This is a genomic window from Laceyella putida, assembly GCF_042665195.1.
Taxonomy (GTDB): domain Bacteria; phylum Bacillota; class Bacilli; order Thermoactinomycetales; family Thermoactinomycetaceae; genus Laceyella; species Laceyella putida.
In genome coordinates, this window is the sequence record NZ_JBHTBW010000057.1 from 1 (window position 1) to 21,398 (window position 21,398).

18 protein-coding genes and 2 pseudogenes are annotated in these 21,398 nt (G+C 46.0%); 15 read left to right on the forward strand and 5 right to left on the reverse strand.

Annotated features, from left to right (window positions below; translation table 11 throughout):
• Positions 1-236 (reverse strand): annotated as a pseudogene (gene tnpA / locus ACFQNG_RS15995) (IS200/IS605 family transposase); the annotation flags it as partial.
• Positions 237-547: 311 nt separating this feature from the next.
• Here tnpA and ACFQNG_RS16000 point away from each other — a divergent pair.
• The 9 genes and pseudogenes from ACFQNG_RS16000 to ACFQNG_RS16040 all read left to right on the forward strand — a co-directional run bounded on the left by ACFQNG_RS16000 (position 548) and on the right by ACFQNG_RS16040 (position 8,989).
• Positions 548-1,315 (forward strand): M15 family metallopeptidase, encoded by a 768-nt coding sequence (locus ACFQNG_RS16000; protein ID WP_379866559.1) that lies wholly within the window; start codon positions 548-550, stop codon positions 1,313-1,315.
• A 90-nt stretch (positions 1,316-1,405) separates the two neighbouring features.
• Positions 1,406-2,569, forward strand: a complete 1,164-nt coding sequence (locus ACFQNG_RS16005) for a 3-phenylpropionate MFS transporter (protein WP_379866561.1) — start codon at positions 1,406-1,408, stop codon at positions 2,567-2,569.
• 141 nt (positions 2,570-2,710) lie between these two features.
• Positions 2,711-3,686: pseudogene (locus ACFQNG_RS16010) on the forward strand (DMT family transporter).
• A gap of 242 nt (positions 3,687-3,928) precedes the next feature.
• Entirely contained in the window at positions 3,929-4,666 is a 738-nt protein-coding gene (locus ACFQNG_RS16015) for a YheC/YheD family protein (protein ID WP_379866563.1), read from the forward strand.
• A gap of 113 nt (positions 4,667-4,779) precedes the next feature.
• Entirely contained in the window at positions 4,780-5,679 is a 900-nt protein-coding gene (aepX, locus tag ACFQNG_RS16020; RefSeq protein WP_379866566.1) for a phosphoenolpyruvate mutase, read from the forward strand.
• Positions 5,676-6,848 (forward strand): phosphonopyruvate decarboxylase, encoded by a 1,173-nt coding sequence (gene aepY / locus ACFQNG_RS16025; protein ID WP_379866568.1) that lies wholly within the window; start codon positions 5,676-5,678, stop codon positions 6,846-6,848. Before aepX ends, aepY begins: the two co-directional genes overlap by 4 nt.
• Entirely contained in the window at positions 6,836-7,963 is a 1,128-nt protein-coding gene (locus tag ACFQNG_RS16030; RefSeq protein ID WP_379866570.1) for a 2-aminoethylphosphonate aminotransferase, read from the forward strand. Before aepY ends, ACFQNG_RS16030 begins: the two co-directional genes overlap by 13 nt.
• Positions 7,942-8,700 (forward strand): YheC/YheD family protein, encoded by a 759-nt coding sequence (locus ACFQNG_RS16035; protein ID WP_379866573.1) that lies wholly within the window; start codon positions 7,942-7,944, stop codon positions 8,698-8,700. Before ACFQNG_RS16030 ends, ACFQNG_RS16035 begins: the two co-directional genes overlap by 22 nt.
• Positions 8,701-8,812: 112 nt before the next feature.
• On the forward strand, positions 8,813-8,989 hold the full coding sequence (locus ACFQNG_RS16040; protein WP_379866576.1) for a hypothetical protein: 177 nt from the start codon (positions 8,813-8,815) through the stop codon (positions 8,987-8,989).
• Here ACFQNG_RS16040 and ACFQNG_RS16045 read toward each other — a convergent pair.
• Complete coding sequence (locus ACFQNG_RS16045; protein WP_379866579.1) at positions 8,973-10,409, reverse strand: NAD(P)/FAD-dependent oxidoreductase; 1,437 nt, start codon at positions 10,407-10,409, stop codon at positions 8,973-8,975. The genes ACFQNG_RS16040 and ACFQNG_RS16045 overlap by 17 nt on opposite strands.
• Positions 10,410-10,671: 262 nt before the next feature.
• Positions 10,672-11,973 (reverse strand): alpha-glucosidase/alpha-galactosidase, encoded by a 1,302-nt coding sequence (gene melA, locus ACFQNG_RS16050; RefSeq protein WP_379866582.1) that lies wholly within the window; start codon positions 11,971-11,973, stop codon positions 10,672-10,674.
• A gap of 115 nt (positions 11,974-12,088) precedes the next feature.
• On the opposite strand from melA, the gene ACFQNG_RS16055 reads away from it, so the two are divergent.
• Together ACFQNG_RS16055 and helD are read left to right on the forward strand one after the other, a co-directional pair.
• Positions 12,089-12,976, forward strand: a complete 888-nt coding sequence (locus ACFQNG_RS16055) for a helix-turn-helix domain-containing protein (protein ID WP_379866583.1) — start codon at positions 12,089-12,091, stop codon at positions 12,974-12,976.
• Between the two features lie 185 nt (positions 12,977-13,161).
• A complete protein-coding gene (gene helD, locus ACFQNG_RS16060) occupies positions 13,162-15,495 on the forward strand; it encodes an RNA polymerase recycling motor HelD (RefSeq protein WP_379866584.1) in 2,334 nt (777 codons plus the stop codon).
• A gap of 371 nt (positions 15,496-15,866) precedes the next feature.
• Here helD and ACFQNG_RS16065 read toward each other — a convergent pair whose 3' ends face one another.
• Positions 15,867-16,424: a DUF4145 domain-containing protein gene (locus ACFQNG_RS16065; protein WP_379866585.1), complete on the reverse strand. Its 558-nt coding sequence runs from the start codon at positions 16,422-16,424 to the stop codon at positions 15,867-15,869.
• Between the two features lie 456 nt (positions 16,425-16,880).
• Positions 16,881-18,227 carry a helix-turn-helix domain-containing protein gene (locus ACFQNG_RS16070; protein ID WP_379866586.1) on the reverse strand — a complete coding sequence of 449 codons (1,347 nt, stop codon included), beginning with the start codon at positions 18,225-18,227 and terminating at the stop codon, positions 16,881-16,883.
• A 362-nt stretch (positions 18,228-18,589) separates the two neighbouring features.
• Between ACFQNG_RS16070 and ACFQNG_RS16075 the strand changes: the two genes are divergently transcribed.
• The 4 genes from ACFQNG_RS16075 (at position 18,590) to ACFQNG_RS16090 (ending at position 21,246) form a co-directional block, all read left to right on the forward strand.
• Complete coding sequence (locus ACFQNG_RS16075; protein WP_379866588.1) at positions 18,590-18,808, forward strand: hypothetical protein; 219 nt, start codon at positions 18,590-18,592, stop codon at positions 18,806-18,808.
• 370 nt (positions 18,809-19,178) lie between these two features.
• Entirely contained in the window at positions 19,179-19,583 is a 405-nt protein-coding gene (locus ACFQNG_RS16080; RefSeq protein ID WP_379866589.1) for a glycine-rich domain-containing protein, read from the forward strand.
• A 72-nt stretch (positions 19,584-19,655) separates the two neighbouring features.
• Positions 19,656-20,360 carry a hypothetical protein gene (locus ACFQNG_RS16085; RefSeq protein ID WP_379866591.1) on the forward strand — a complete coding sequence of 235 codons (705 nt, stop codon included), beginning with the start codon at positions 19,656-19,658 and terminating at the stop codon, positions 20,358-20,360.
• Positions 20,341-21,246 carry a serine/threonine protein kinase gene (locus ACFQNG_RS16090; protein ID WP_379866592.1) on the forward strand — a complete coding sequence of 302 codons (906 nt, stop codon included), beginning with the start codon at positions 20,341-20,343 and terminating at the stop codon, positions 21,244-21,246. Before ACFQNG_RS16085 ends, ACFQNG_RS16090 begins: the two co-directional genes overlap by 20 nt.
• Positions 21,247-21,398: the final 152 nt, after the last annotated feature.

Consider the following 21,398-nt stretch of genomic DNA (forward strand, 5'->3'; position numbering starts at 1 on the left):
GATACATTTCCTTCTGTACTAACGAAAAAAGAACGTGTCCAAAGACTTACCAGATGGGACAAGTGTTTAAATTCTTGTCTCAGTCTTCTTGAAGTCACTCCTTTCACTTTTGCCATGATATCCGATGGTGAATGAGTGGGAAGACAGTTCAAGAACAAATGACAATGATCAGGCATGACTTCCATAGCAACAATTATCCATTCATTATCTTCACAAATTTCGGTCACCAGTTCCTTGTTCCATATCCAGATCCTAACTGTTCGATCCGCAAACTGCAACATCAAAAGATAAAAAATAGTTGCTCTAAGCATCCCCTTTATGGGGATACCGAGCAACGCCGTCTTTCATCCCACGATTGAAACCGTGGGCTTTCAGCCAGCAAAAATTTGTAAAGTTAAAGTGGAAGAAAAAGATTTGGTCATTTTGCTAACGATTCCGATTTCCACTTATATATCCTTTCATTTTAAGTTATTATTTAATATTAGAGAGAAAAGAGAATACAGCACATTCATATAGATGTCGTTGTAAGAGAGTGGGAGGGGAGCATGTGCAGAGTGGAAACAAACTGACGAAAATGACCGCCGTTGTCTTGGGGGTGACCATTCTCCTGACCGGATGCACGGAGCTGTTGGCCGCTTCCAAACAACAATCAAAAGAACCGACAGAGACGGTGGCATCCAATCAAACCCCCGTGCAGCGACCAACACCCGAAGAGAAGACGGCGATGCCCATCCCGTCCAATCCGGCTTCCGTTGCGGTGTTAGTCAATAAACAACGGGCCCTGCCGGCCGATTATGAGCCCGCTGACTTGGTGCAACCAAGGGTGCCATTCTCATCGTGGGGGAGAGACGAGAAGAAACTGATGCGCAAAGAAGCGGCGCGCGCGTTGGAGCAATTGTTTGACGAAGCGGATCGGCAAGGGATTGAATTGGTTGCCGTTTCCGGTTACCGGTCATATAAAAGACAGCAGGCGACATATGAATCCGCCTTGAAGAGAAAAGGGAAAGCCAGTACGGTCAAATACAATGCTCTGCCGGGACACAGCGAGCATCAAACCGGATTGGCGATGGATGTGTCCAGTCGCAGTGTGGGACTCCGTTTGGTGGAGGCGTTTGCCGGGACAAAGGAAGGCGAATGGTTGGCCGCGCATGCGCATGAATTTGGCTTTATCATTCGCTATGCCAAAGGTAAAGAAGATGTGACCGGTTATGGGTACGAGCCTTGGCATATTCGTTATGTGGGAAAAAAGATGGCTCAGGAGATCAAAGCCAAAGGAATCGTATTGGAAGAATACTATTCTGGATCACAAAAATAACATGGGTGGTCTGATGACAGATCATCGCGCAAAAACAACCGACCTGCTTAGAAGGTCGGCTTTATCTGTTTAGGGAGTTGGGGAAAAGGAATGAATAAACAAATAGGCATGTCATTGCAGTATTTTATCTTCTTTTTCACTTGGGGTGTTTTTATCCCGTATTGGACAGCCTGGCTGGCGACCAAAGGGTTTTCGATTGAGGAGGCCGGCTTGTTTGTCTCCTTGAGCTTAATTGTCCGGTCGATTGCGACCTTGTATGTGTATCCGGCATTGTGCCAGTTGTTTCCCTTGGGCACCTTGGCGCGGTGGTTTCCGCTCCTTGCGGTGGTTATTTTGCTCGGCTTTATTCCGTTTGAGGGGTTTATGCCCATTTTGCTCGTTACCGTTTTATTCGCCTTAATCTATCCTTTGCTGTTGCCAATGAATGAAACCATAGCCAATCTGTTGGCCAAAGACAAGCAGATTGATTATGGCCGGAGCCGGTTGTGGGGTTCGGCCGGGTATATTGTGGGGTTATATGTGACGGGAGTGGTTACGTCCAAACTGGGGGATGCCAGTACGCTTTATTTGTTGTTGCTGGGGCTGATTGCCGTCTTTCTCCACTCTTATACAGGTGTGACGACCGGTTTTACAGCCAAAGCGTCAAACACCGGCAGGGTGTCGATGCTTACGCTGTTTAAGTCGCGTCCCTTTGCCTTGTGCCTGCTCATATGCATCTTGTTGCAAGGGGCGCATGCGGCCTATAACAGCTATGGCGTGGTATATCTGCAAAAATTGGGGATCGACAACACCTATATCGGCTTGATTATGATTGTGGCGGTCGTTGCCGAGATCGTCTTTTTTTATGTGGCCAATCGTGTCATGACGAGGGTCCCGATCGCCACGATGTTTATCATCGCCACCCTGTCGTCCATCGTTCGTTGGGGTGGAATCTATCTGTTTCCCGATGCGGGTGTGTTTATCGTGTCGCAAGTGTTGCATTCGATGACCTTCGGCTTGACGCATTTTGCTTTCATGAGGTTTGTCAATGAGCGCGTGTCGAACGAGTACATCCCGTCGGCGCAAGGGGCTTACGCCTCGTTGGCCATGGGGCTCTCCACCGGGCTGTTAACCATCCTTTGCGGCTACGTTTACACACTCTCTCCCCAGTTGCCGTTCTTGTTGATGGCAGGGATGACGGTGCCGTGTTTGCTACTCGGCTACTTCTTGCAGGCGGAAATGCAACGGCAACCAATGACTTCAACGATAAAATAAGAAACGATCATAAAATAATATTATTATTCTATACAAATAAATGTTCTACCGCTTTTTGTGGTAGAATGTTTTTGTGTAAAAAATCTAATCATTCAGCCAAAAATACAATTGCTGCTTGGCGAAACGATGGGGGGATGAGGCTTGCGTCCCATTTTGCTTGGGATTGTCGCGGCGTTCTTTTTTGCGTTTACCTTTGTGTTGAACCGCGCCATGCAATTATCGGGGGGAAGTTGGATTTGGAGTGCGTCGTTGCGCTATTTGTTTATGGTACCCTTTCTTCTCCTTATCGTGGGTGTCCGTGGAAATGTGAGGCCGCTCTTAACCCATATGCGAACCCATCCACTGGCCTGGTTGGGGTGGAGTGTGGTCGGGTTTGGCCTCTTTTATGCCCCCATGTGCTTTGCCGCCGCTTATGGTTCCGGCTGGTTAATCGCGGGAACGTGGCAGATCACGATTATTTCCGGCACCTTATTGGCGCCGCTCTTTTCGCAGAAGGTGGAGACCTCACAAGGGTTGGAGACAATCAGAGGGAGAATTCCCATGCTGGCTTTGGCGGTATCCGGACTGATCTTGGTCGGCATTGCGTTGATGCAACTGGAGTACGCTCACCACCTCTCCCCCAAAGAAATCGGATTGGGCGTCATTCCCGTGGTGATCGCCTCTTTTGCTTATCCGCTGGGAAATCGGAAAATGATGGAGGTGTGCCGAGGCGAGTTGGACGCTTATCAGCGCGTGCTGGGCATGACCCTGGCCAGTTTGCCATTTTGGTTGGTGCTTTCCCTTTACGGCGCGCTGACGGTGGGGGCGCCGAGCGGGGGGGCAACTCTTCCAATCGTTGGTGGTGGCCCTTTGTTCCGGGGTGATCGCCACGGTCCTATTTTTCCAAGCGACGGAGATGGTGAAGGGGAATATGCAGCAGTTGGCCGCCGTTGAGGCGACCCAATCAGCGGAGGTCTTGTTTACCGTGATGATGGAACTGGTTTGGTTGCAAACGGCCCTCCCTTCGCTGTGTTCCTGGTTGGGGATGGGTTTGGTTGTGGTTGGCATGATCTGTCACAGCTACCTGTCCAATCGGAAACCCCGTGACGTTGCTTCTGTTGAGATAAAAGGTCGTTAGCCTGGCCGGACAAGCCAACCTTTCCATTCGGGTGGGCTTGTTTGTGTGAAGCATGGCATCACCCGCGTTTCATTGAATTCAATTTGGAACTAAAACAAATAACCTCCCCTGTTCCTTCTGGGAAGGTTTTCTTATGATAAATAACCCAATAAAATTGTTTTCTCCTTATAATGAAAACACCCTTCCATTTTTTGAACTGGATTAATATACATGCATTATAAAAATGAAGGAATGTGGGAGAAATGGCAATTGGAAAAATGATTAAGCACAGAGAGATGTTGAAACACCCCGTATTGCGTCGATATTTGCCTGAAACCCATTGGCTTACCCCTGTAAGTCATTTACAAATGCTGAGATCCTATTCCTCTATCTTTGTCAAACCTAATCACGGCTGTGGTGGAGCAGGAATCATCAGAGTTGAACGGAAACGCAACGGTTATGAGGTTCGTTTCGGTCAAAAACGCAAGTATGTCAGTTCTGACTCCGTGTATAGTGCAATTCGGTCCCATCAAAAACCATCTCAACAGTATCTTGTGCAGAGGGGACTTCGATTGGCCAAATACCGTGGATCGATTTTTGATATTAGAGTGTACATGCAGAAACCTTATTCGAAATGGGTCATTTCCGGCATGCTTGCCCGTGTGGCCGCTCCGAACCGTTATGTTACAAATTACCACAAAGGAGGGCATGGAGAATCGTTAAATAAAGTGCTCTCACACCTTTTTAGGAACAACAGAAGAAAAGTGAATCATACTCTAAATGAAATGGCAAACTTATCATCCATCATTGCTGAAACGCTTAATAAACGACATTCCGGTATTCGCGAACTGGGAATTGATTTTGGAATAGAGAAAAGCGGTCGTCTCTGGATCATTGAAGCCAATACAAGACCAGGGCATAAGTTGTTCAATCAACTTCCCGATAAGAAGATGCTGTTTATAATAAAGAAAAACAAGCGGTTGATTCAGACATTACATTGATTTTTTTAAGGAGTTGGAACCTTGATGGGTGATTAGAAAAGAAAAGGCCCGAAAACAGTATACCTCGTAGTTGGTCATATGATTGCTGGCGCAGGGACAGAAAGGAGATTTCTATGAAAAAAACCAGCCAATTAAAACATCTGATTCATTCTGAAAATTTGGATTTTTTGATGGAAGCCCATAATGGCCTGTCGGCTAAGATCGTCGAAGAGACCGGATTTAAAGGGATTTGGGCCAGCGGATTATCCATTTCAGCAGCAATGGGTGTAAGGGACAACAATGAGGCTTCCTGGACGCAGGTGTTGGATGTTTTGGAATTTATGAGCGACGCTACGTCGATACCGATTTTGCTTGACGGGGATACGGGCTTTGGAAACTTCAACAATGCCAGGCGGTTGGTAAAGAAGTTGGAACAGCGCCAAATTGCAGGGGTGTGTATTGAAGATAAACAGTTTCCGAAAACCAACTCCTTCCTTGACACCAAAGCCCAGCCACTTGCCGATATTGATGAGTTTTGCGGCAAAATTAAAGCAATGAAAGACACTCAAACGGATAAAGACTTTATGGTCGTGGCCAGAGTGGAATCGTTCATTGCGGGATGGGGCCTTGAGGAGGCGTTACGGCGCGCAGAGGCTTATCGGCAGGCGGGTGCAGATGCCATACTCATTCACAGCAAAAGATCAGATATAGTGGAAATCGAATCGTTTATGAAAGAATGGGGGGGTAGATTGCCAGTCGTGATTGTGCCTACCAAATATTATACGACTCCTTCAAGCCGGTTTCAGGAGATGGGGGTTAACCTCGTCATTTGGGCAAACCATAATTTGAGGGCATCGATTGACGCCATGAAAAAAATATCCGACCAAATTTTTCGGGAGGAAAGCCTTGTGCAAGCAGAAGGCAGAATTGCGACCATTGAAGAGGTGTTCCGACTTCAAAGGGTCGATGAGCTTCAGGAGGCGGAACGAAAATATCTTCCTTCGGTGAAAATGGATTCGAGTGAAAGCTTATGATCAATACGAGAATGTTTGGAAAAGAACTGAAAAAATTGGGTTTTGGTTTTTTCAGTGGGGTTCCGTGCTCTTTTTTGAAAAGTTTAATCAATTATGCGATCAACGAATGCGATTACGTTGCTGCTGCTAATGAAGGTGATGTGGTCGCCATTGCGTCCGGTGCATATTTAGGGGGGAAAAAATCAGTTGTCCTCATGCAAAATTCGGGCCTGACAAACGCCGTTTCGCCATTGACATCTCTAAACTATCCGTTTCGAATCCCACTGCTTGGGTTTGTCAGTCTCCGGGGCGAACCGGGTATTCCCGATGAACCGCAACATGAACTGATGGGCCGGATCACAACGAAACTGTTGGATTTGATGCAAGTTCCATGGGATTATTTGCCTGGCAATATGGAGGAGGCCATGCGCAAACTGGTTCAAGCCAATCAGCATATTGAGCAGAACCGTCCCTTTTTCTTTGTCGTCAAAAAAGGGACGTTCGATGAAGTGGCTTTGCAAAAACAACAAACCTTCATTCAATTGAATCGAATAAAAGTACAGGGTAAGGCGGAAAATCAGCTTCCAACAAGGCATGAAGCGTTGACGGTCATCAATTCCTTGAAAGACCGCCAAACTGTGCAGCTTGCCACAACTGGAAAAACTGGACGGGAATTATATGAAATCGAAGATGCCCACAACAATCTATACATGGTGGGTTCCATGGGATGCATCAGCTCTTTTGGACTTGGTTTGTCATTGACCCAAAATAACAAGGATATTGTCGTGATTGACGGGGACGGTTCCTTGCTCATGCGTATGGGAAGCTTGGCGACAAATGGTTATTACAATCCGCCCAATATGATTCATATTCTGCTTGACAACAACGCACATGATTCAACAGGGGGCCAAAGCACGGTGTCCCATAATATCCATTTCGTGGATATTGCCGCTTCCTGCGGTTACACGAAGTCCCTGCACGTTCACAATTTAAAAGAGTTGGAAGCTTCCTTCAAGGAATGGAAGGAAACAAAAGGGCTGACTTTTTTATATTTGAGAATATCGAAACATTCCAAAGAAAAGCTTGGCCGTCCAAAGATCAAACCGCATGAAGTAAAAGAACGCCTGCGGTTTTTTTTAAACATACATCCATCGGGGAATGAGGAAGAGGGATATTTATGCGAAAAATAAAGAGAACGATTTTGCTTAATCCCGGCCCAGTCACCACTACGGACAGTGTGAAATGGTCGCAGGTGGTACCGGATATTTGCCCCCGAGAATCGGAATTCGGCCAATTGATGGAATATGTTTCTACGGAACTCACCCGGCTGGTTGCCGATCCGGATCATTACACAACGGTATTGTTCGGTGGATCCGGAACTGCGGCTGTAGAATCCATCATTAGTTCCGTTTTAGATGATGATGTTGTGGTCATTATCAATAACGGAGCGTATGGGAAACGGATGTGTGAGATGGCTGAAGCCTATGGGTTGCATTACTTGGAGTTTGTTAGCCCTCCCGATGATGCCATCGATATGGATGCTTTGGAAAGGGTGATCAAAACTTCTGACCGAACCATCTCCCATCTTGCCGTCGTTCATCATGAGACGAGCACTGGGCTGTTAAACGATATAAAGGCGATTGGAGAATTATGCAAGCGACACCGAATCGACATGATTGTGGATGCCATGAGTTCCTTTGCGGCCATTCCGATTCAAATGAAGGAAATGAATATCCGTTATTTGGCGGCAAGCTCTAACAAAAACCTGCAAGGGATGGCCGGAGTCGCTTTTGTTATTGCGGAAAAAAGCAAATTGGAATGTATGAAACAGAAGAAACCGAGAAATTTTTATCTGAATCTGTACGCTCAATATAAATATTTTTTGGAAAATCGGCAAATGCGGTTTACACCTCCTGTCCAAACCCTTTATGCCCTTAAACAAGCGATCGAAGAGTTAAAGCGGGAAGGTGTGAAGGAACGATACAAAAGGTATGTGAAATCGTGGGAAACGTTGATTAAGGGAATCATCCGGCTGGGGTTGACATACATCGTTCCCGAAACCTGCCATTCCAAAATAGTCACTTCCATTGTGGAACCTGATTGTGCTAACTATGATTTTCAAGAAATGCATGATTATTTTTACGCCAGAGGCATTACCATATATCCTGGCAAACTCGATGAATTGAAAACCTTCAGGATCGCCAATATTGGGGACATCACCTACAAGGATATAGAAACGTTTTTAGAATTGCTTGAACGCTATCTTGGAGGCATCGACGATCGATGGAGAAAGGTGGAGAGTTGATGGAAAACGCAACCAGAAACAAATGGTTGAAATATAGATTCATGGAAACAAGGCAGTTGTTGCCTTACTTACCGGAAACGAGGCTAATGACGCGCGATTCACTGTGGAATCTTATAAAAAAATATAGACATGTAATCGTAAAACCGATAAAAGGGAGCCGGGGAAGTGGCGTCATTCAAGTCTCTTCGATAGGAAACGGTGAGTATGCGATACATTATGAAAACAGGAAGATGACGATCAAAGGCAAAGAAAACACGTACCAATATTTAAAAAGAATAATGGGGGACAGAAGGTATGTAGTTCAACGCAAAATTTCCCGTCCCACAGTCAACAAGCGTCCTTTTGATATGAGGGTCGTTGTACAGCGCAGAAGATACTCCCGTTTATGGGAAGTTACTGGGAAAATCGCCAAAATCGCAGGTAAAGGGTACATCGTCTCCAACATTTCCAGGAGCAACGGAACGGTCATGCCAGTTGACAGGGCCCTGAAAAAATCTTCAATCCGAAACCTCTCCACAAAAACTTTACAGTCCAAAATTGATAGGGTCGCAAAATTGACCGCAAGAAGATTAGAATCTTTTTTCGAGGGCCACCGAATTTACGGATTGGATATGGCACTGGACAAGAATGGTCATGTATGGATTATTGAAGCGAATCTATTTCCGATTTTGTCCCATTTTCGTAAACTGAAGAACAAAACCATGTATTATCGAATTATGAAATATAAAAATGATTGAGCACCCATTGATAAGAGGCAGCTCCAAGGCATTGTGTTGATGCCAGGTGGATAGTCACCGTTGAGGCGACCCAATCAGCGGAGGTCTTGTTTACCGTGCTGAAGGAACTTGTTTGGTTGCAAACGGCCCACCTTCTCATTCGGGTGGGCTGACCGATGATGCGGTGATCGCCCGACCTTGGGAGAGCGCGATCCGTCAGTGGTTCGGCGCAACCGGGCAAAAGGCGTGGGATGAAAAGATCCCGCCTCACGGAATGGAGCGGGCCAGGGGGATTAAGCTAATTTGTTGATGATGTCGCGCGCGATCCAAACCCCGCAGGCGCCGGCCTGAGCCAGGCCGCGCGTAATTCCCGCGCCGTCGCCGCCCAGGTAGAGGCCGGCGATTTCTGACTCAAAGTGTTCGTTCAATTTCGGTCGGGCGGAGTAGAATTTCGCTTCCACCCCATAGAAGAGGGTGTGTTCGGAAGCGATTCCGGGGGTGACTTTGTCCAGCGCTTCCACCATTTCGATTAAACTTTTCATGGTGTTGTAAGGCAGAACAAGTCCCAAGTCGCCGGGAACGGCTTCTTTCAACGTCGGATTGAGGAACCCTTCTTTGATCCGTTTGGGCGTGGAGCGGCGTCCTTTTTTAATGTCGCCATATTTCTGCACGATCACGCCGCCGTTGGACAATTGGTTGGCCAAGCGGGAGACCTCATGTGCATATTCTGTCGGCTGGTCGAAAGGTTCATCAAATTGGTGGGAGACCAACAATGCGAAGTTGGTATTGTCGCTGCCCAGTTTGGGGTCTTTGTAAGCGTGTCCGTTGGCCAACATGATGCCGGAATGGTTTTCGACGACCACATGTCCTGATGGATTGCTGCAAAAGGTGCGCACCTTGGTGCCGACGGAAGTGTTGAAGATAAACTTCCCTTCATACAGATGTTCGTTGATCTCTTCCATCACCAAGTTGGATGTCTCCACCCGCACACCCACATCGACTTGGTTGGAGCTCATTTTGACGCGGCGTTTTTTGAGGATGTGGCCCAACCAGTGGGAGCCGTCGCGCCCGGGCACGATGACCACTTTATCGGCGAACAGAAGGGTGCCGTCTTTCAGCTCTACGCCGTTCACATGATGTTTGCCTTCGATTTTTTCGGTCACGAGATCCAACACTTCGGTTTTGTGTCGCATCTCGATTTTGTCTTTCAGGTATTCGTAGATGCTGGTCAAAATCATCAAGTTTTGTTCGGTTCCCAAGTGGCGCACTTGCGCGCGCAACAATTTGAGCCCGGCGGAATATGCGCGTTTCTCGATGTCACGCACCCGTTCGGTCAAGGGATCGGTGATGGAATCCGTCGCCCCATGTTTGAGATTGATTTCATCCACATACTTGATCAACTCGATGACCGCTTCCGGCTCAAGGTAATCAGTCATCCAGCCGCCAAATTGGCTGGTGATGTTAAATTTCCCATCAGAGTAAGCCCCCGCGCCACCAAAGCCATTCGTGATGGAACAAGCCGGCACGCAACCCGCAAAATCCTTTTTTCCGGCTGGTGGGGGACACTTCTGGATTTTTTTCTGTAAAATAGGGCAATTCCGACTATAGATGTCATGGCCTTTGTCGATTAACAATACTCTGGCTTCCGGTTGTTTTAAAGACAGCTCGTAGCAAGTAAAGATTCCGGCAGGACCCGCACCAACGACAATCACATCGTATTGGTTGTTCATATGAATTCCTCCGTATCTATAAATATTTATGTCAATGATGATATTTTGTTTTTGTTTTGTTGTTATAAGTTTTACCCAAAACCTTAGTTACTATATCAGACTTGAAAGGGGAAATCAATTTTTTTGGATGGGAATGCGACTGTTTTGTGAGGATAATCTATAACGTTTGTAAAAACAACTCCCCTCTGCTGTTTTCCGATGGGTTGGAAAAACCTCTTGAGGCAAACAGTGTCCACTGTCACCCAAGAGGCGGCAGAAAGCTTTAATGGTATTTGGGCAAATAATCACCATGCGCTTCGATCAATTCATCACAGAGGGACACGATATCGTCGATCGACAATTCGGCGCTGGTGTGTGGATCGAGCAAGGCCGCTTGGTAGATGTGCTCTTTCTTTTGCGTGACGGCCGCTTCGATGGTGAGCAGTTGGGTGTTGATATTGGTGCGGTTGAGTGCCGCCAGTTGTTCCGGCAACTCACCCACATAACAGGGGGTGATGCCGCTCAGGTCAGCCACACAGGGCACTTCGACACAGGCCTTGACGGGCAGATTGCCGATCAAGCCGCCGGTGTTTAACACGTTGCCGCCAAATTTGAACGGCACGTTGGTTTCCATCGCTTCAATGATGCGGGAGCCATATTCGTGGGAGCGTTGATGGGAGAGTTGCTTGTTGTTGACCAACTCGTCACGCATCTTCTCCCAGCCCTCAATTTGCTCCACACAACGGCGCGGGTATTCGTCGAGGGGGATATTGAAACGTTCAATCAGTTCGGGATAGCGGCTCTTGATAAAGTAGGGATGATATTCCGCGTTGTGTTCGGACGACTCGGTCACATAATAGCCAAAGCGCTTCATCAGCTCGAAGCGAACCATATCGTCATGCTTGGTTTTCTGTATCGCTTCCACCCGCTTCTTGATTTCGGGATAGAGGTCTTTGCCATCCTTTTTCACTTCAAGCAACCAGGCCATATGATTGATGCCGGCGATCTTCTCTTCCACCCCCGTGGGGTCCATATCGAGCGACGTCAAGAGATGGTGGGTGCACACCTGCACGCTGTGGCAGAGACCAACCGTTTTTACGTTGGTATAGCGCAACATCGCCCCTGTCAAAGTGGCCATGGGATTGGTATAGTTTAAAAAGGTGGCATCGGGAGCCACTTCCTCGATATCACGGGCAAAGTCAAACAACACGGGAATGGTGCGAAGGGAACGGAATATTCCGCCGATTCCGACTGTGTCGGCAATCGTTTGCCTGAGGCCGTATTTCTTGGGGATTTCAAAGTCGATGACGGTGCTTGGTTTATATCCGCCCACCTGAATCGCGTTGATCACATATTTGGCACCGCGCAAGGCTTCCTTACGGTCATGGTAGGCTTTGATTTTAACGCGGGAGCTGAGGTTTTCTTTCAAGTTGTTCAACATACTTTCAGATTCTTTCAGCCGCTTCCCATCGATATCGAATAAGGCGAATTCGAAACCATCCACGGCTGGGACAAGCATGCAGTCACCCAGAATGTTCTTTGCAAACACCGTGCTTCCAGCGCCTAAAAAGGTGATTTTGGACACGGGATCTCCCCCTTGACTGATCGATGTTGTACTAATCTTTTATCTTGTTAATCTAAATGTAAGCGATGAAACCGTTCATCACAATGGTAATATAGTGTCTTTGGAGGGTAAAATATTGTCCGTATCAGCGCAGGAAAAGTTCGGTTCCTACGGCTTCCGCTTTCAGGAAGAAACGCAAAGCCACATCGCCAACATTTGGAATATCGGTTGGGAGGAACAGACTTCGCCCCGCTATGATTGGGATGGGTTAAAACGGGGTGAAACTGGGAAATATGTGTTTCAATACACGTTATCCGGGTATGGCGTGATTGAAGTGGACGGACAGACGATCCGGCTGGACAAGAACAAGGCCTTTCTCGTCCCCATCCCCAGCGCGCACCGCTATTACTTGCCTCGGCAGAGCAAACGGTGGGAGCTGATCTTCATTACCTTGTATGGTCGGGAAGTGGAGCGCATCTGGCATGCTGTCAGGGAACAGGTGGGCCCGGTCATCCAAGTCGTTCCCGAATCGCCACTCATTCGGTTGCTGTTCCGGCTTTATCAAGAGACCCGGGAACAGAAAATCACCGATGCGTTTTACGCTTCGGCCAAAGCGTATGAGTTTGCGATGGAGTGTTACCGGTTTGCCAAAAACCTCACCGGAGAGAAGGGGCCATCGACCAGTGTGTCCAAAGCCATGCATTATATTGAATCTCATTATGCCGATCCGTTAACCCTGGAAGAGATCGCCCTGGCGGCGGGGGTATCCCGTTTCTATCTCATTAAGCAATTTCGCGATCAACAGCGCACGACCCCGATGCGCTTTGTGACGCGCCTCCGCATCAAAAAGGCGGTGGAACTCCTGCGCCATACCACCTTGACAGTCAAAGAGATCGCCAATCGGGTCGGCTATGAAGACGCCAATTACTTCAATAAAGTATTTCGCCGCACCATCGGAATTTCGGCGGGGCAATTCCGGGAAAGCAAGCAGATGTTGCCCATTGATCATGTCGTGATCGAGTGAGGGGGATTCGTTGGAATGGACCCTAAATGAAAGACCCATATGGGGTACGGACAAAGTGGAAGGAAACGCTTCTCTTTTAGCGAACATGTTGGACTAACCATCTCTGCCCGGGAGATGTTCTTTCGACTGGCATGGCATGAAATTCATGGAGATTGATTGAGAATGTTGAACAGGGCGGTGAGACGATGTCTATTAGAAAAGAAGAACGGCAAAAAGAGGAAAAACGCCTGCGGCATGTGCTGATGGAAATGAACAAAACGATGGCCGGGCTGGAACGGGATCTCTCCGTCCAAGGGGAAGAATTGCGAACATGGCGCGGCGAATTCTGGGAAGATGTGACCGTCAACTTGTCTGATGACAAGGAGGCGCTCGAAACGGTGGCGAGCATCACCCAACAAGCGCGGGTGATGTCAGAGCTTGAGCGGCGTCAGGAACGGGACCGGCGCCGATACCAAACGCTTGCGCGGATGATCAAGTCGCCTTATTTTGGCAGGGTGGACTTCATGGAAGAAGGGGAGACCGAGGAAGAGCAGATCTATATCGGAATCGCTTCTTTTGTGGAAGAAACGTCGCAAACCCATCTGGTCTATGACTGGCGCGCCCCGATTTCCAGCATGTTTTATGATGGGATGCCGGGTGAGGTGGAATATGAGACGCCGATGGGCACAGTTAAGGGGCATATGGGATTGAAACGCCAATATCTCATCAAGAATGGCAAGTTGGTGTCCGTTTTTGACACCGGAACCGTCATTGGGGATGACATCCTCAAAGAAGTCTTGGGCCACCGCTCTGATACGCAAATGAAAAATATTGTGGCGACGATCCAAAAAGAGCAGAATCGCATCATCCGCGACGACCGGACCAAGGTGGTGCTGGTGCAAGGGGCCGCGGGAAGCGGCAAAACCTCCGTCGCCCTGCAACGGATCGCCTACCTCTTATATAAGCACCGTTCATGGTTATCCCATTCGCAAGTGTTGCTGTTTTCACCCAACCCGATATTTATGAGCTATGTGTCCAATGTCTTGCCGGAGTTGGGCGAAGAAAACATCAAACAGACCACGTTTCAAGAATATGTGGAACACCGTTTGGGCAAAGCAGTTCATATTGAAGATGCGTTTGACCAGTTGGAATATGTGCTCACCCGGGAGTCGGGTTCTTCGTTGTCCGCCCGCCTGCACGGAATCGGCTTTAAATCGTCGGCCGACTTCTTTCGCTTGATGCAAGACTACAAACACTGGCTTGAACAAGAAGGCATGATTTTCCGCGATCTCCGGCTGAATGACCAAGTGATGATCGCCAGTGAACAGATCAAAGAGCGGTTTTACGCCTATGAGCCCAACGTGAAGTTGGCCAATCGCATCCAAATGGTGCGCAAATGGTTACTGGATGAATTGGATCAATTGGCGGAACAACATATCTGGGAAGATTGGGTGGGAGAGGAAGTCGAATTCCTGGAGAAAGAAGATTACTATCAGGCGTATAAGCCCAGCCTGCGGGGCAAACCGGATGTGGACGAACATGCGAAGGCGGAGCTGGTGTTAAGAAAGAAGGTGGTGCGCCGCAAGTTTCAGCCTGTGATCAATCAAGTGAAGCAACTCAAGTTCGTCGATGTGAACGGGATTTATCAACAATTGTTTGATGAGCCGCTGGTGACCCGACTGTCCACCAAGGTGAACATCCCCGACGCGTGGGGGGAAATCTGCGCTTATACGCGCCAGTTTCTGCAAAAACGGATCGTGCCCTATGAGGATGTTACACCGCTCTTGTACTTGCAGGAAATGATCCAGGGGGTCCGGCGTTATATGGACATCCGCTATGTGTTGATCGATGAGGCGCAAGATTATTCGCCGTTCCAATTGAAAGTGATGCAAGCGATGTTCCCGATGGCCAAAATGACGATCCTGGGGGACTGGAACCAAGCGATCATGCCGCACCAAACACGGCAAGCGGAGTTGGAGCAAATCACCTCCCTCTTCCAGGAGGGGGAGATTCAACAATATGAGATGACGCGGAGTTACCGCTCCACTTCGCAAATAGTGGAGTTTACCCGTGAGCTCTTAACCGATGCCAAGCCGATCACACCGTTCCACCGCGAAGGTCCGTTGCCGGTGGTGCGGAAGCTGGCGACCCAAGCGGAGTTGGTTCAACGCCTGCAAGAGGACCTCGCGACCATTCAGGCGGAAGGGTATGAGTCGCTGGCCGTCATCGGCAAAAGCCAACAAGAATGCCAGATGGTTTATGAGCAACTGAAAGATCATGTGCCAGTCACCTTGCTCACCAAAAATGACCGGAATCTGGCGTCCGGCGTAGTGATCCTTCCCGTATATCTGGCCAAAGGGATTGAGTTTGATGCGGTCGTGATCTACAACTTCTCCCGGGAAAACTATGGGGACGATACCGAACGGAAACGATTGTACACCGCGTGCACGCGCGCGATGCACCGGCTGTTCCTCTATGCGCTCGGCGAACCCTCGCCGCTGCTTTCGCAAGTGGATCAGCGCAAATATGTATGGATGTAAGGAAAACAGGAGGGTGGTTACGGTACCATCCTCCTGTTCTTGTTGAGCAGTAGATGGACGGCTGTGTCAAGGGAAGAGAATAAATGAAAAAGATAGGAAATAGGTGCGATTTTCAAATGATAATCTTCATCAACGTAACAAAATGTGCGTTTTGTAACCTGATTTTCGGTGGGTATGGTGAGTTATAAAATCAGACCTTATTTCAGATTGGTAAGTGTTAATTTAGGAGTATCTCCTTGCCATTAGTATGTCGAATGTAGGTTAACATAAATAGAGTTTGTTTAGTCAGTTAGATGATGTTGTGTATAGAAACTTACGAGAAGGAGATTATCGCGGTTAGATGAGACATGTAAAATATTCAGGAGTAAATGTTACGGTTTGAATTTTAATTTTTCTAAATGGTAAATTTGGAAAATGATATGTTCCACAACTTCAAGCATCTGTCTTATTAAGTCAGATTCATGACGCTTTATTTCGTGAGCTGTTTGATTACCTAATTCTTTGATTTCAAGCAAAATTTCTTTCTGTTTATTTGTGATAATGCCTAACTGATTTAATTTGTCTATCATCGTATGTAAGTTGTTAGTTATAGGTCTCCCTTGCCGATTGGTTTTGACTTGATTATTTTCATCGTATTGATATTTGAGTCCTTGGTCATTGCAAACGGCTTCTAATAACATTCGAACACCTATTCCACAGAGTAGTTGAAGTTGATGGGAATATGCTGATCCAATTTCAATGAGTAGGTCTCGAATTAATTCTGGTACGGGTTCAAGTGAAATTTTAAAGGGGTATGATTCGTTTATTGGGATGTCCTTTTGTATTTGTGTGATAATTTTTCCTTCGTCGACTATAAAACCATCTCTTTCTAATAAATTTATAAACTCTTTTTTGGTGGAGCTTTTTGTAAAATATTCATTATCCTGCAAAAAGAAGAATAGATTTTCTATAACTCTGATTAGCTTTGATTGGTCTTCATAATTATCAAGATTTAAGCTGTTTACGTATCTATCAGCTAAACTTCTTCTCTCGGTAGAATATTCCGATTCGTAGAAAACGTCTTCAATGATCTCCTCGCTTTCAAATAAGTCTTTAATATCATGTAAAACGCAAAAGTGTCCGTTTGCTTATCTTCGGTTTTTTTACCATTGTGGAAACCTCCGTTTTATCAGTTTAAATATATATGTTAGGGATCTTTGTTTTTTTTGTTTAGGTTCAATACATGTTTCTCTTTTAGAGTTATCAATAATAGACATTAGATGGTTTTATTGTCTAGAATAAAAACACCCATCACCCGATGACTCGGAGATAGGCTATTCGAAACAAAGATTTAGATCTTTAACTTTCCGGAGGATCTCCAACTTGAAAACGACGAATAGATGAATTCATGTTCTTGCACCTCCTTCGGTTGCTCTCATTAATTTTACAAGACTTTTGTACTGATTGAAAAGGTAATTGTGGTATTTTTCAGCATTATCCATTTGTTCTATACAGTAACAAACTTTTGCTGTGATGATACATTCCTGTGATTGTATCTTGTGTAAACGGGAAAACTCTAACGCTTTTTGATAGGATGCCAGAGCGTCTTCAAATTGACTAAATTGAAGTAAACCGTCTCCCAGTGTTGTATAGGTGTCGATTAATCGTAAACTGTCTTTCTTGCTATTGCTATGTTGGAGTGCTATTTTTAAGTATCGCACTGCCTCTTTTGCATTAGTGTTGTTCAAATGGATGCTACCCAACTGTGTATAAGCGATAACGAGCAGGCTTTTGTCTTTGATTGAATCTTGGATTGATAAGGCGGTATTAATGGCGAGGATGGCCTCATTGTATTGATTAAGCTTTTGATAGATTGCGCTAAGGGCAACCCACAATTCAAATGCGCGATCATTCAATTCGTTTCGTCGCGCTTTTTCGATGCCTTCCAAGGCATATTTGGTTGCTTCGTTGTAAAGTTTCAAACTAATCAGCAGGGATGTTCGCTTATCATACATGTTGACAATGAGTCGCATGTCATCGATGTCATTGATGTATTCCCACATGTCAGTCAGAGTTTGCAATGCCTCCCCTATCCGCTCCAACATCTCCAGACAGAACACCTTCATGATGAGCAAGTTATATCTGATATATCTTCTTTCTCCCTCAGGTTCAAACGCCTTCAATCCTAACTCCACATGGGTTAATGCTTGTACAAATTCGCTGGTGTAATAACAAACCCGACTTAGTTCGTAATATGAAGCGGCTTTTAGGTTCGTCATTTTTAGTGTAGAAATTAAATCGACGCATTGAATGGATTGTAACAACGCTGTTTTTGCTTTATACCAACTGTGTTTGCGGGTGAAACATTTTCCACGGAGATACTGGATTGTAGCGAATAAGGGATCATTTTTTGGTATGTCCATGTTACCCAGCATTTCTAGTCCTTTTTTGGCCCCAGTGATTGAATGCACCATGATACTCTCGATTGATCTTAACTTTGCTTTGATCAATTCCCTCTCCGAATCAATGTTCCTTAACTTCTCCACCATCACATCTACATCGATATCCAGCTTCTCACAATACCGCTCAATCCGGTCGATCTCCACCGTTACTAGCCCTCGTTCAATGTTGGATATGGTGGATTGGGACAATCCGTTTTCAGTCAAATTGCTGATTTTAAATCCTTTTGCTTTGCGATGTTGCCGCAAATGCTTGCCCAGTTGCACCCGGTCGATCTGCTCCAATCTGCTCAACTTCACCACCTCGGGACCATAATATAATAAATTTTCTATATTTTCATCCTTTGATAAGCGATAGTCTTGTCGTTTTCTGTGATATGCCATGGTTTTTAAGTGTGATGCCATCAAAATGAGAAAAGAGTTTGCAAATCAAGTAGTATACCATGACGAGATGAGGCAATATAGTTAAAAATTTAAATATTGTGACCTATATTTGGGTGTAATACAATGAGCTCAGTCATTAGATAAGTGGTTTTGGACAGTGAAATAGTTGATAGAAGAGGTGGTCATCTTGATGAGAATGCGCATTGATGGGCGAGCAGATGAAGTAAACGAATTTGTCCGAAATTTCAAGGTCGGATCGTGGAATTAAAGTCTTGAGTGATGCGAATTTTATGGAGTCACAGAAGGAAAGCCGTGATTGGACGAAGGTCATTTGTTATTTTGAGTACAGTTTCAAGCAGAAAGTGGCAACCATCCACTTGCACACGGAAGATGGGCAAATGATTCCGATCCAATTGTTGGACAGTCAAACACTGAACATGCAAAACGGCACCACGTTGATCCTCGGGAAGTCGTATGACATCTTTTCCTGAGAGTATGGTGTTATAACGCAGTAGTATGTGTGGGTACAAAAAAATACCCCAAAGCGCAGAACACGACGGGGTAACAAAATGATTTGGTTTAATCCAGTATAACATATTTGAATTGATTTTGAAAAAACAAATTATTTGGCGAGAAAATGTGAACATGGGAAGTATTTGTAGAGTTTTTCCTCCGTGATAAAACTGACTGTTCACAATTTATTTTGGGTGATCAGAAGATGATTATAGGAACACATGATCAACTCGGCTGTGTTCCTATATATCTCCACCATGATCTGAATGCAACACTAAAGGGGGTGATTATAGAGAAAAAGCTGTTAGCTAGAAGCGAGGATATTTTTGAGAATAGGGAGGAAATCTCATGAGTGCAGTTGTTCAAGTTCACTCGAATTTGTTCCAAGTGGCAGAAGAAGAGCTTGGCCGCTTCTTTCAACTGTTTGGTGAAGGGGTCAAAGAATTAAGCATGCCATCGGGGTTTATTGATTCTGTTTGGCATAGACTGCTGAAGTGCCAAACAAAGTACAAAGCCTTTTGTTTGCAAACCGTAGGCAAAGAAGTTGGGCATGCGCAGGACTCAGGTGAAGGTAGGGTACCTTGGGTTCGTGATTACGAGAAACGTTTTGGTTCTCTTCATCCCGTATGGTTCATGGACGCTCATGGCAATTTGGATCAGATTGTTTATAACGAATATAAGGCAACGGGTGAATGGACCCGCGGTTCTTGGAGATGCAGACCGATCCCTGGCGATGGCGGGGACGAGGATTAGGGATGGGATTTCAATGTTGGGGTGCTGCTGTGGTGGTACCCCATCAACAATTACCAAGGAGTCGATATAAAAATGGTTACTCTGAAGGAAAGGCGAATGATTCAATTTAATGAGGAGAACGATTTTAGCCGTTATTGTTCCGCCATTGCCGATGGGTTTTGTCCTTTCCTCGCTCCTGCGGAACAACAAAGTGTGTTATTTGCCAGTCATTATAGGTTAGATGGAGAATCAATATTCGATTTGCAAGAGGGCATGTTTTATGTCGGGATCGTTGAAATCGAGAGGTTCCGCCGTTTCCGGAAAGGGAATATCCATAGTCAAAAGGGGATACTGGCTTGTGAAAACGTCATTTTTGAACTATCGGCCAAGTTTGACGATGTGGATGGCAAGGAATTGTTTGGTTGGCCTCATTATTTGCTTAAGGTTTTATACACACAAGTGGGGATTATGTTGGGAAAGTTTTGGATTAAGGAGAGAGATGTAAGTCGTGATGGACTTCCTATCCCGGAACCGCCTTGTCATTTCCTATCCATACGATCCGCAGTGAAAAGCAGAGACCCATTTTTCTTCACCGAGGCTCCCTTTTTAATGTCAACATTATTGGAGTCAAAAGATAATGGGAAAAATGTTCATGAATTTCTTTTACAAAATGGGTGTGACATATCATCTATAGAAAGCATGCGCAATCATCATTATTATCAACAAGTGAAAGAGTGGGTAGAGAGGAAAGTGACTGCAAGGTTAAGGAGGATGGAAGATGAGCGCAGACTTTATTAAAAGAATCAATGATGCAACAGGTATGGAGCTGAATGTTGTAAAAAACCTTCCCACCAGAAAAGGGATTGCCTTGAAGGTTGAAGAGAATGGGACAGAAATGTTGTTAAAAGCGATAGAGTTGCTTACTGATGACAAGACGGCAACCCCGCGTACCAGATCATTGCAAAAAGAGGCGCGGATACTTAAGGAGATACACAGTTTGACAGGGGGCTTGTACGTGGACAGCGGGAAAGTGGATGATCACTTTTGGCTTTTGCGCAAGTGGTTGCATGGCAAAACCGCTTTTGAGTACATGTCTTATGCGCGGACCATGCCATGTTCCCTTGAACATAAGCGACGATTTGTGGAAGACTTGCTCCAAATGTTAAAGAAAGTGATGGAGCTTTATGCCTTGGGTTATCTTCACGGTGATCTCCAGCCCGGGCATTTTATCATCGATCCGGAGGGAAGGTTTCATCTCATTGATCTGGAACTCGCCGTTAAGGCAAATGACCCGGATGCGGCTTATCGTGGAGCATTGGTTCACTTTGTTCCTCCAGAGACGGCAAGCGGGATGCTGGTTGATGATCAACACATTCCCCTTGATCCCGTTTCAGAAATATACAGCTTCGGAGCGGTGGCGTATTTAATTTATACCGGAGTCGTGCCTGTGGCTTATGGGGAAACGATGGAAGATACAGGCTATGAATTCCCGTTTGAAGAGATGTTGAAGGCTGTCGCCCAAGGGAAGGTTCGTTCGTTTGCGCAAGCCGGTGCGGAACCGTTTCCTGAGTTGGAGAAGATATTGATGAAGTGCCTGAAGAAAGACCGGCGACAAAGATATCAAACGTTTGAGCAGCTTGAAGAGTGTCTTGTAAAGTTGATTAATGAGTTGAACAGAGACTGAATGGGCCTTTAGGTCCTTTTTATTTGGACTGAAATCCCTTTTTATAATTTGGAGGGAAATGATATATGAGGAGGACTTGGATATAGACACGGGCTCATGATCGGACTGTATATAACTCTTAATTTGATGGTCGCCGAAGCCCTATTCATGAT

Excerpts from the sequence above, each read along its gene's own strand:
- aepY (WP_379866568.1), top strand. The coding sequence starts at position 5,676 with ATGATCAATACGAGAATGTTTGGAAAAGAACTGAAAAAATTGGGTTTT.
- aepX (WP_379866566.1), top strand. The coding sequence starts at position 4,780 with ATGAAAAAAACCAGCCAATTAAAACATCTGATTCATTCTGAAAATTTG.
- ACFQNG_RS16090 (WP_379866592.1), top strand. The coding sequence starts at position 20,341 with ATGAGCGCAGACTTTATTAAAAGAATCAATGATGCAACAGGTATGGAG.
- ACFQNG_RS16080 (WP_379866589.1), top strand. The coding sequence starts at position 19,179 with ATGAGTGCAGTTGTTCAAGTTCACTCGAATTTGTTCCAAGTGGCAGAA.
- ACFQNG_RS16085 (WP_379866591.1), top strand. The coding sequence starts at position 19,656 with ATGGTTACTCTGAAGGAAAGGCGAATGATTCAATTTAATGAGGAGAAC.
- ACFQNG_RS16035 (WP_379866573.1), top strand. The coding sequence starts at position 7,942 with ATGGAGAAAGGTGGAGAGTTGATGGAAAACGCAACCAGAAACAAATGG.
- helD (WP_379866584.1), top strand. The coding sequence starts at position 13,162 with ATGTCTATTAGAAAAGAAGAACGGCAAAAAGAGGAAAAACGCCTGCGG.
- ACFQNG_RS16005 (WP_379866561.1), top strand. The coding sequence starts at position 1,406 with ATGAATAAACAAATAGGCATGTCATTGCAGTATTTTATCTTCTTTTTC.
- ACFQNG_RS16030 (WP_379866570.1), top strand. The coding sequence starts at position 6,836 with ATGCGAAAAATAAAGAGAACGATTTTGCTTAATCCCGGCCCAGTCACC.
- ACFQNG_RS16015 (WP_379866563.1), top strand. The coding sequence starts at position 3,929 with ATGGCAATTGGAAAAATGATTAAGCACAGAGAGATGTTGAAACACCCC.
- ACFQNG_RS16045 (WP_379866579.1), bottom strand. The coding sequence starts at position 10,409 with ATGAACAACCAATACGATGTGATTGTCGTTGGTGCGGGTCCTGCCGGA.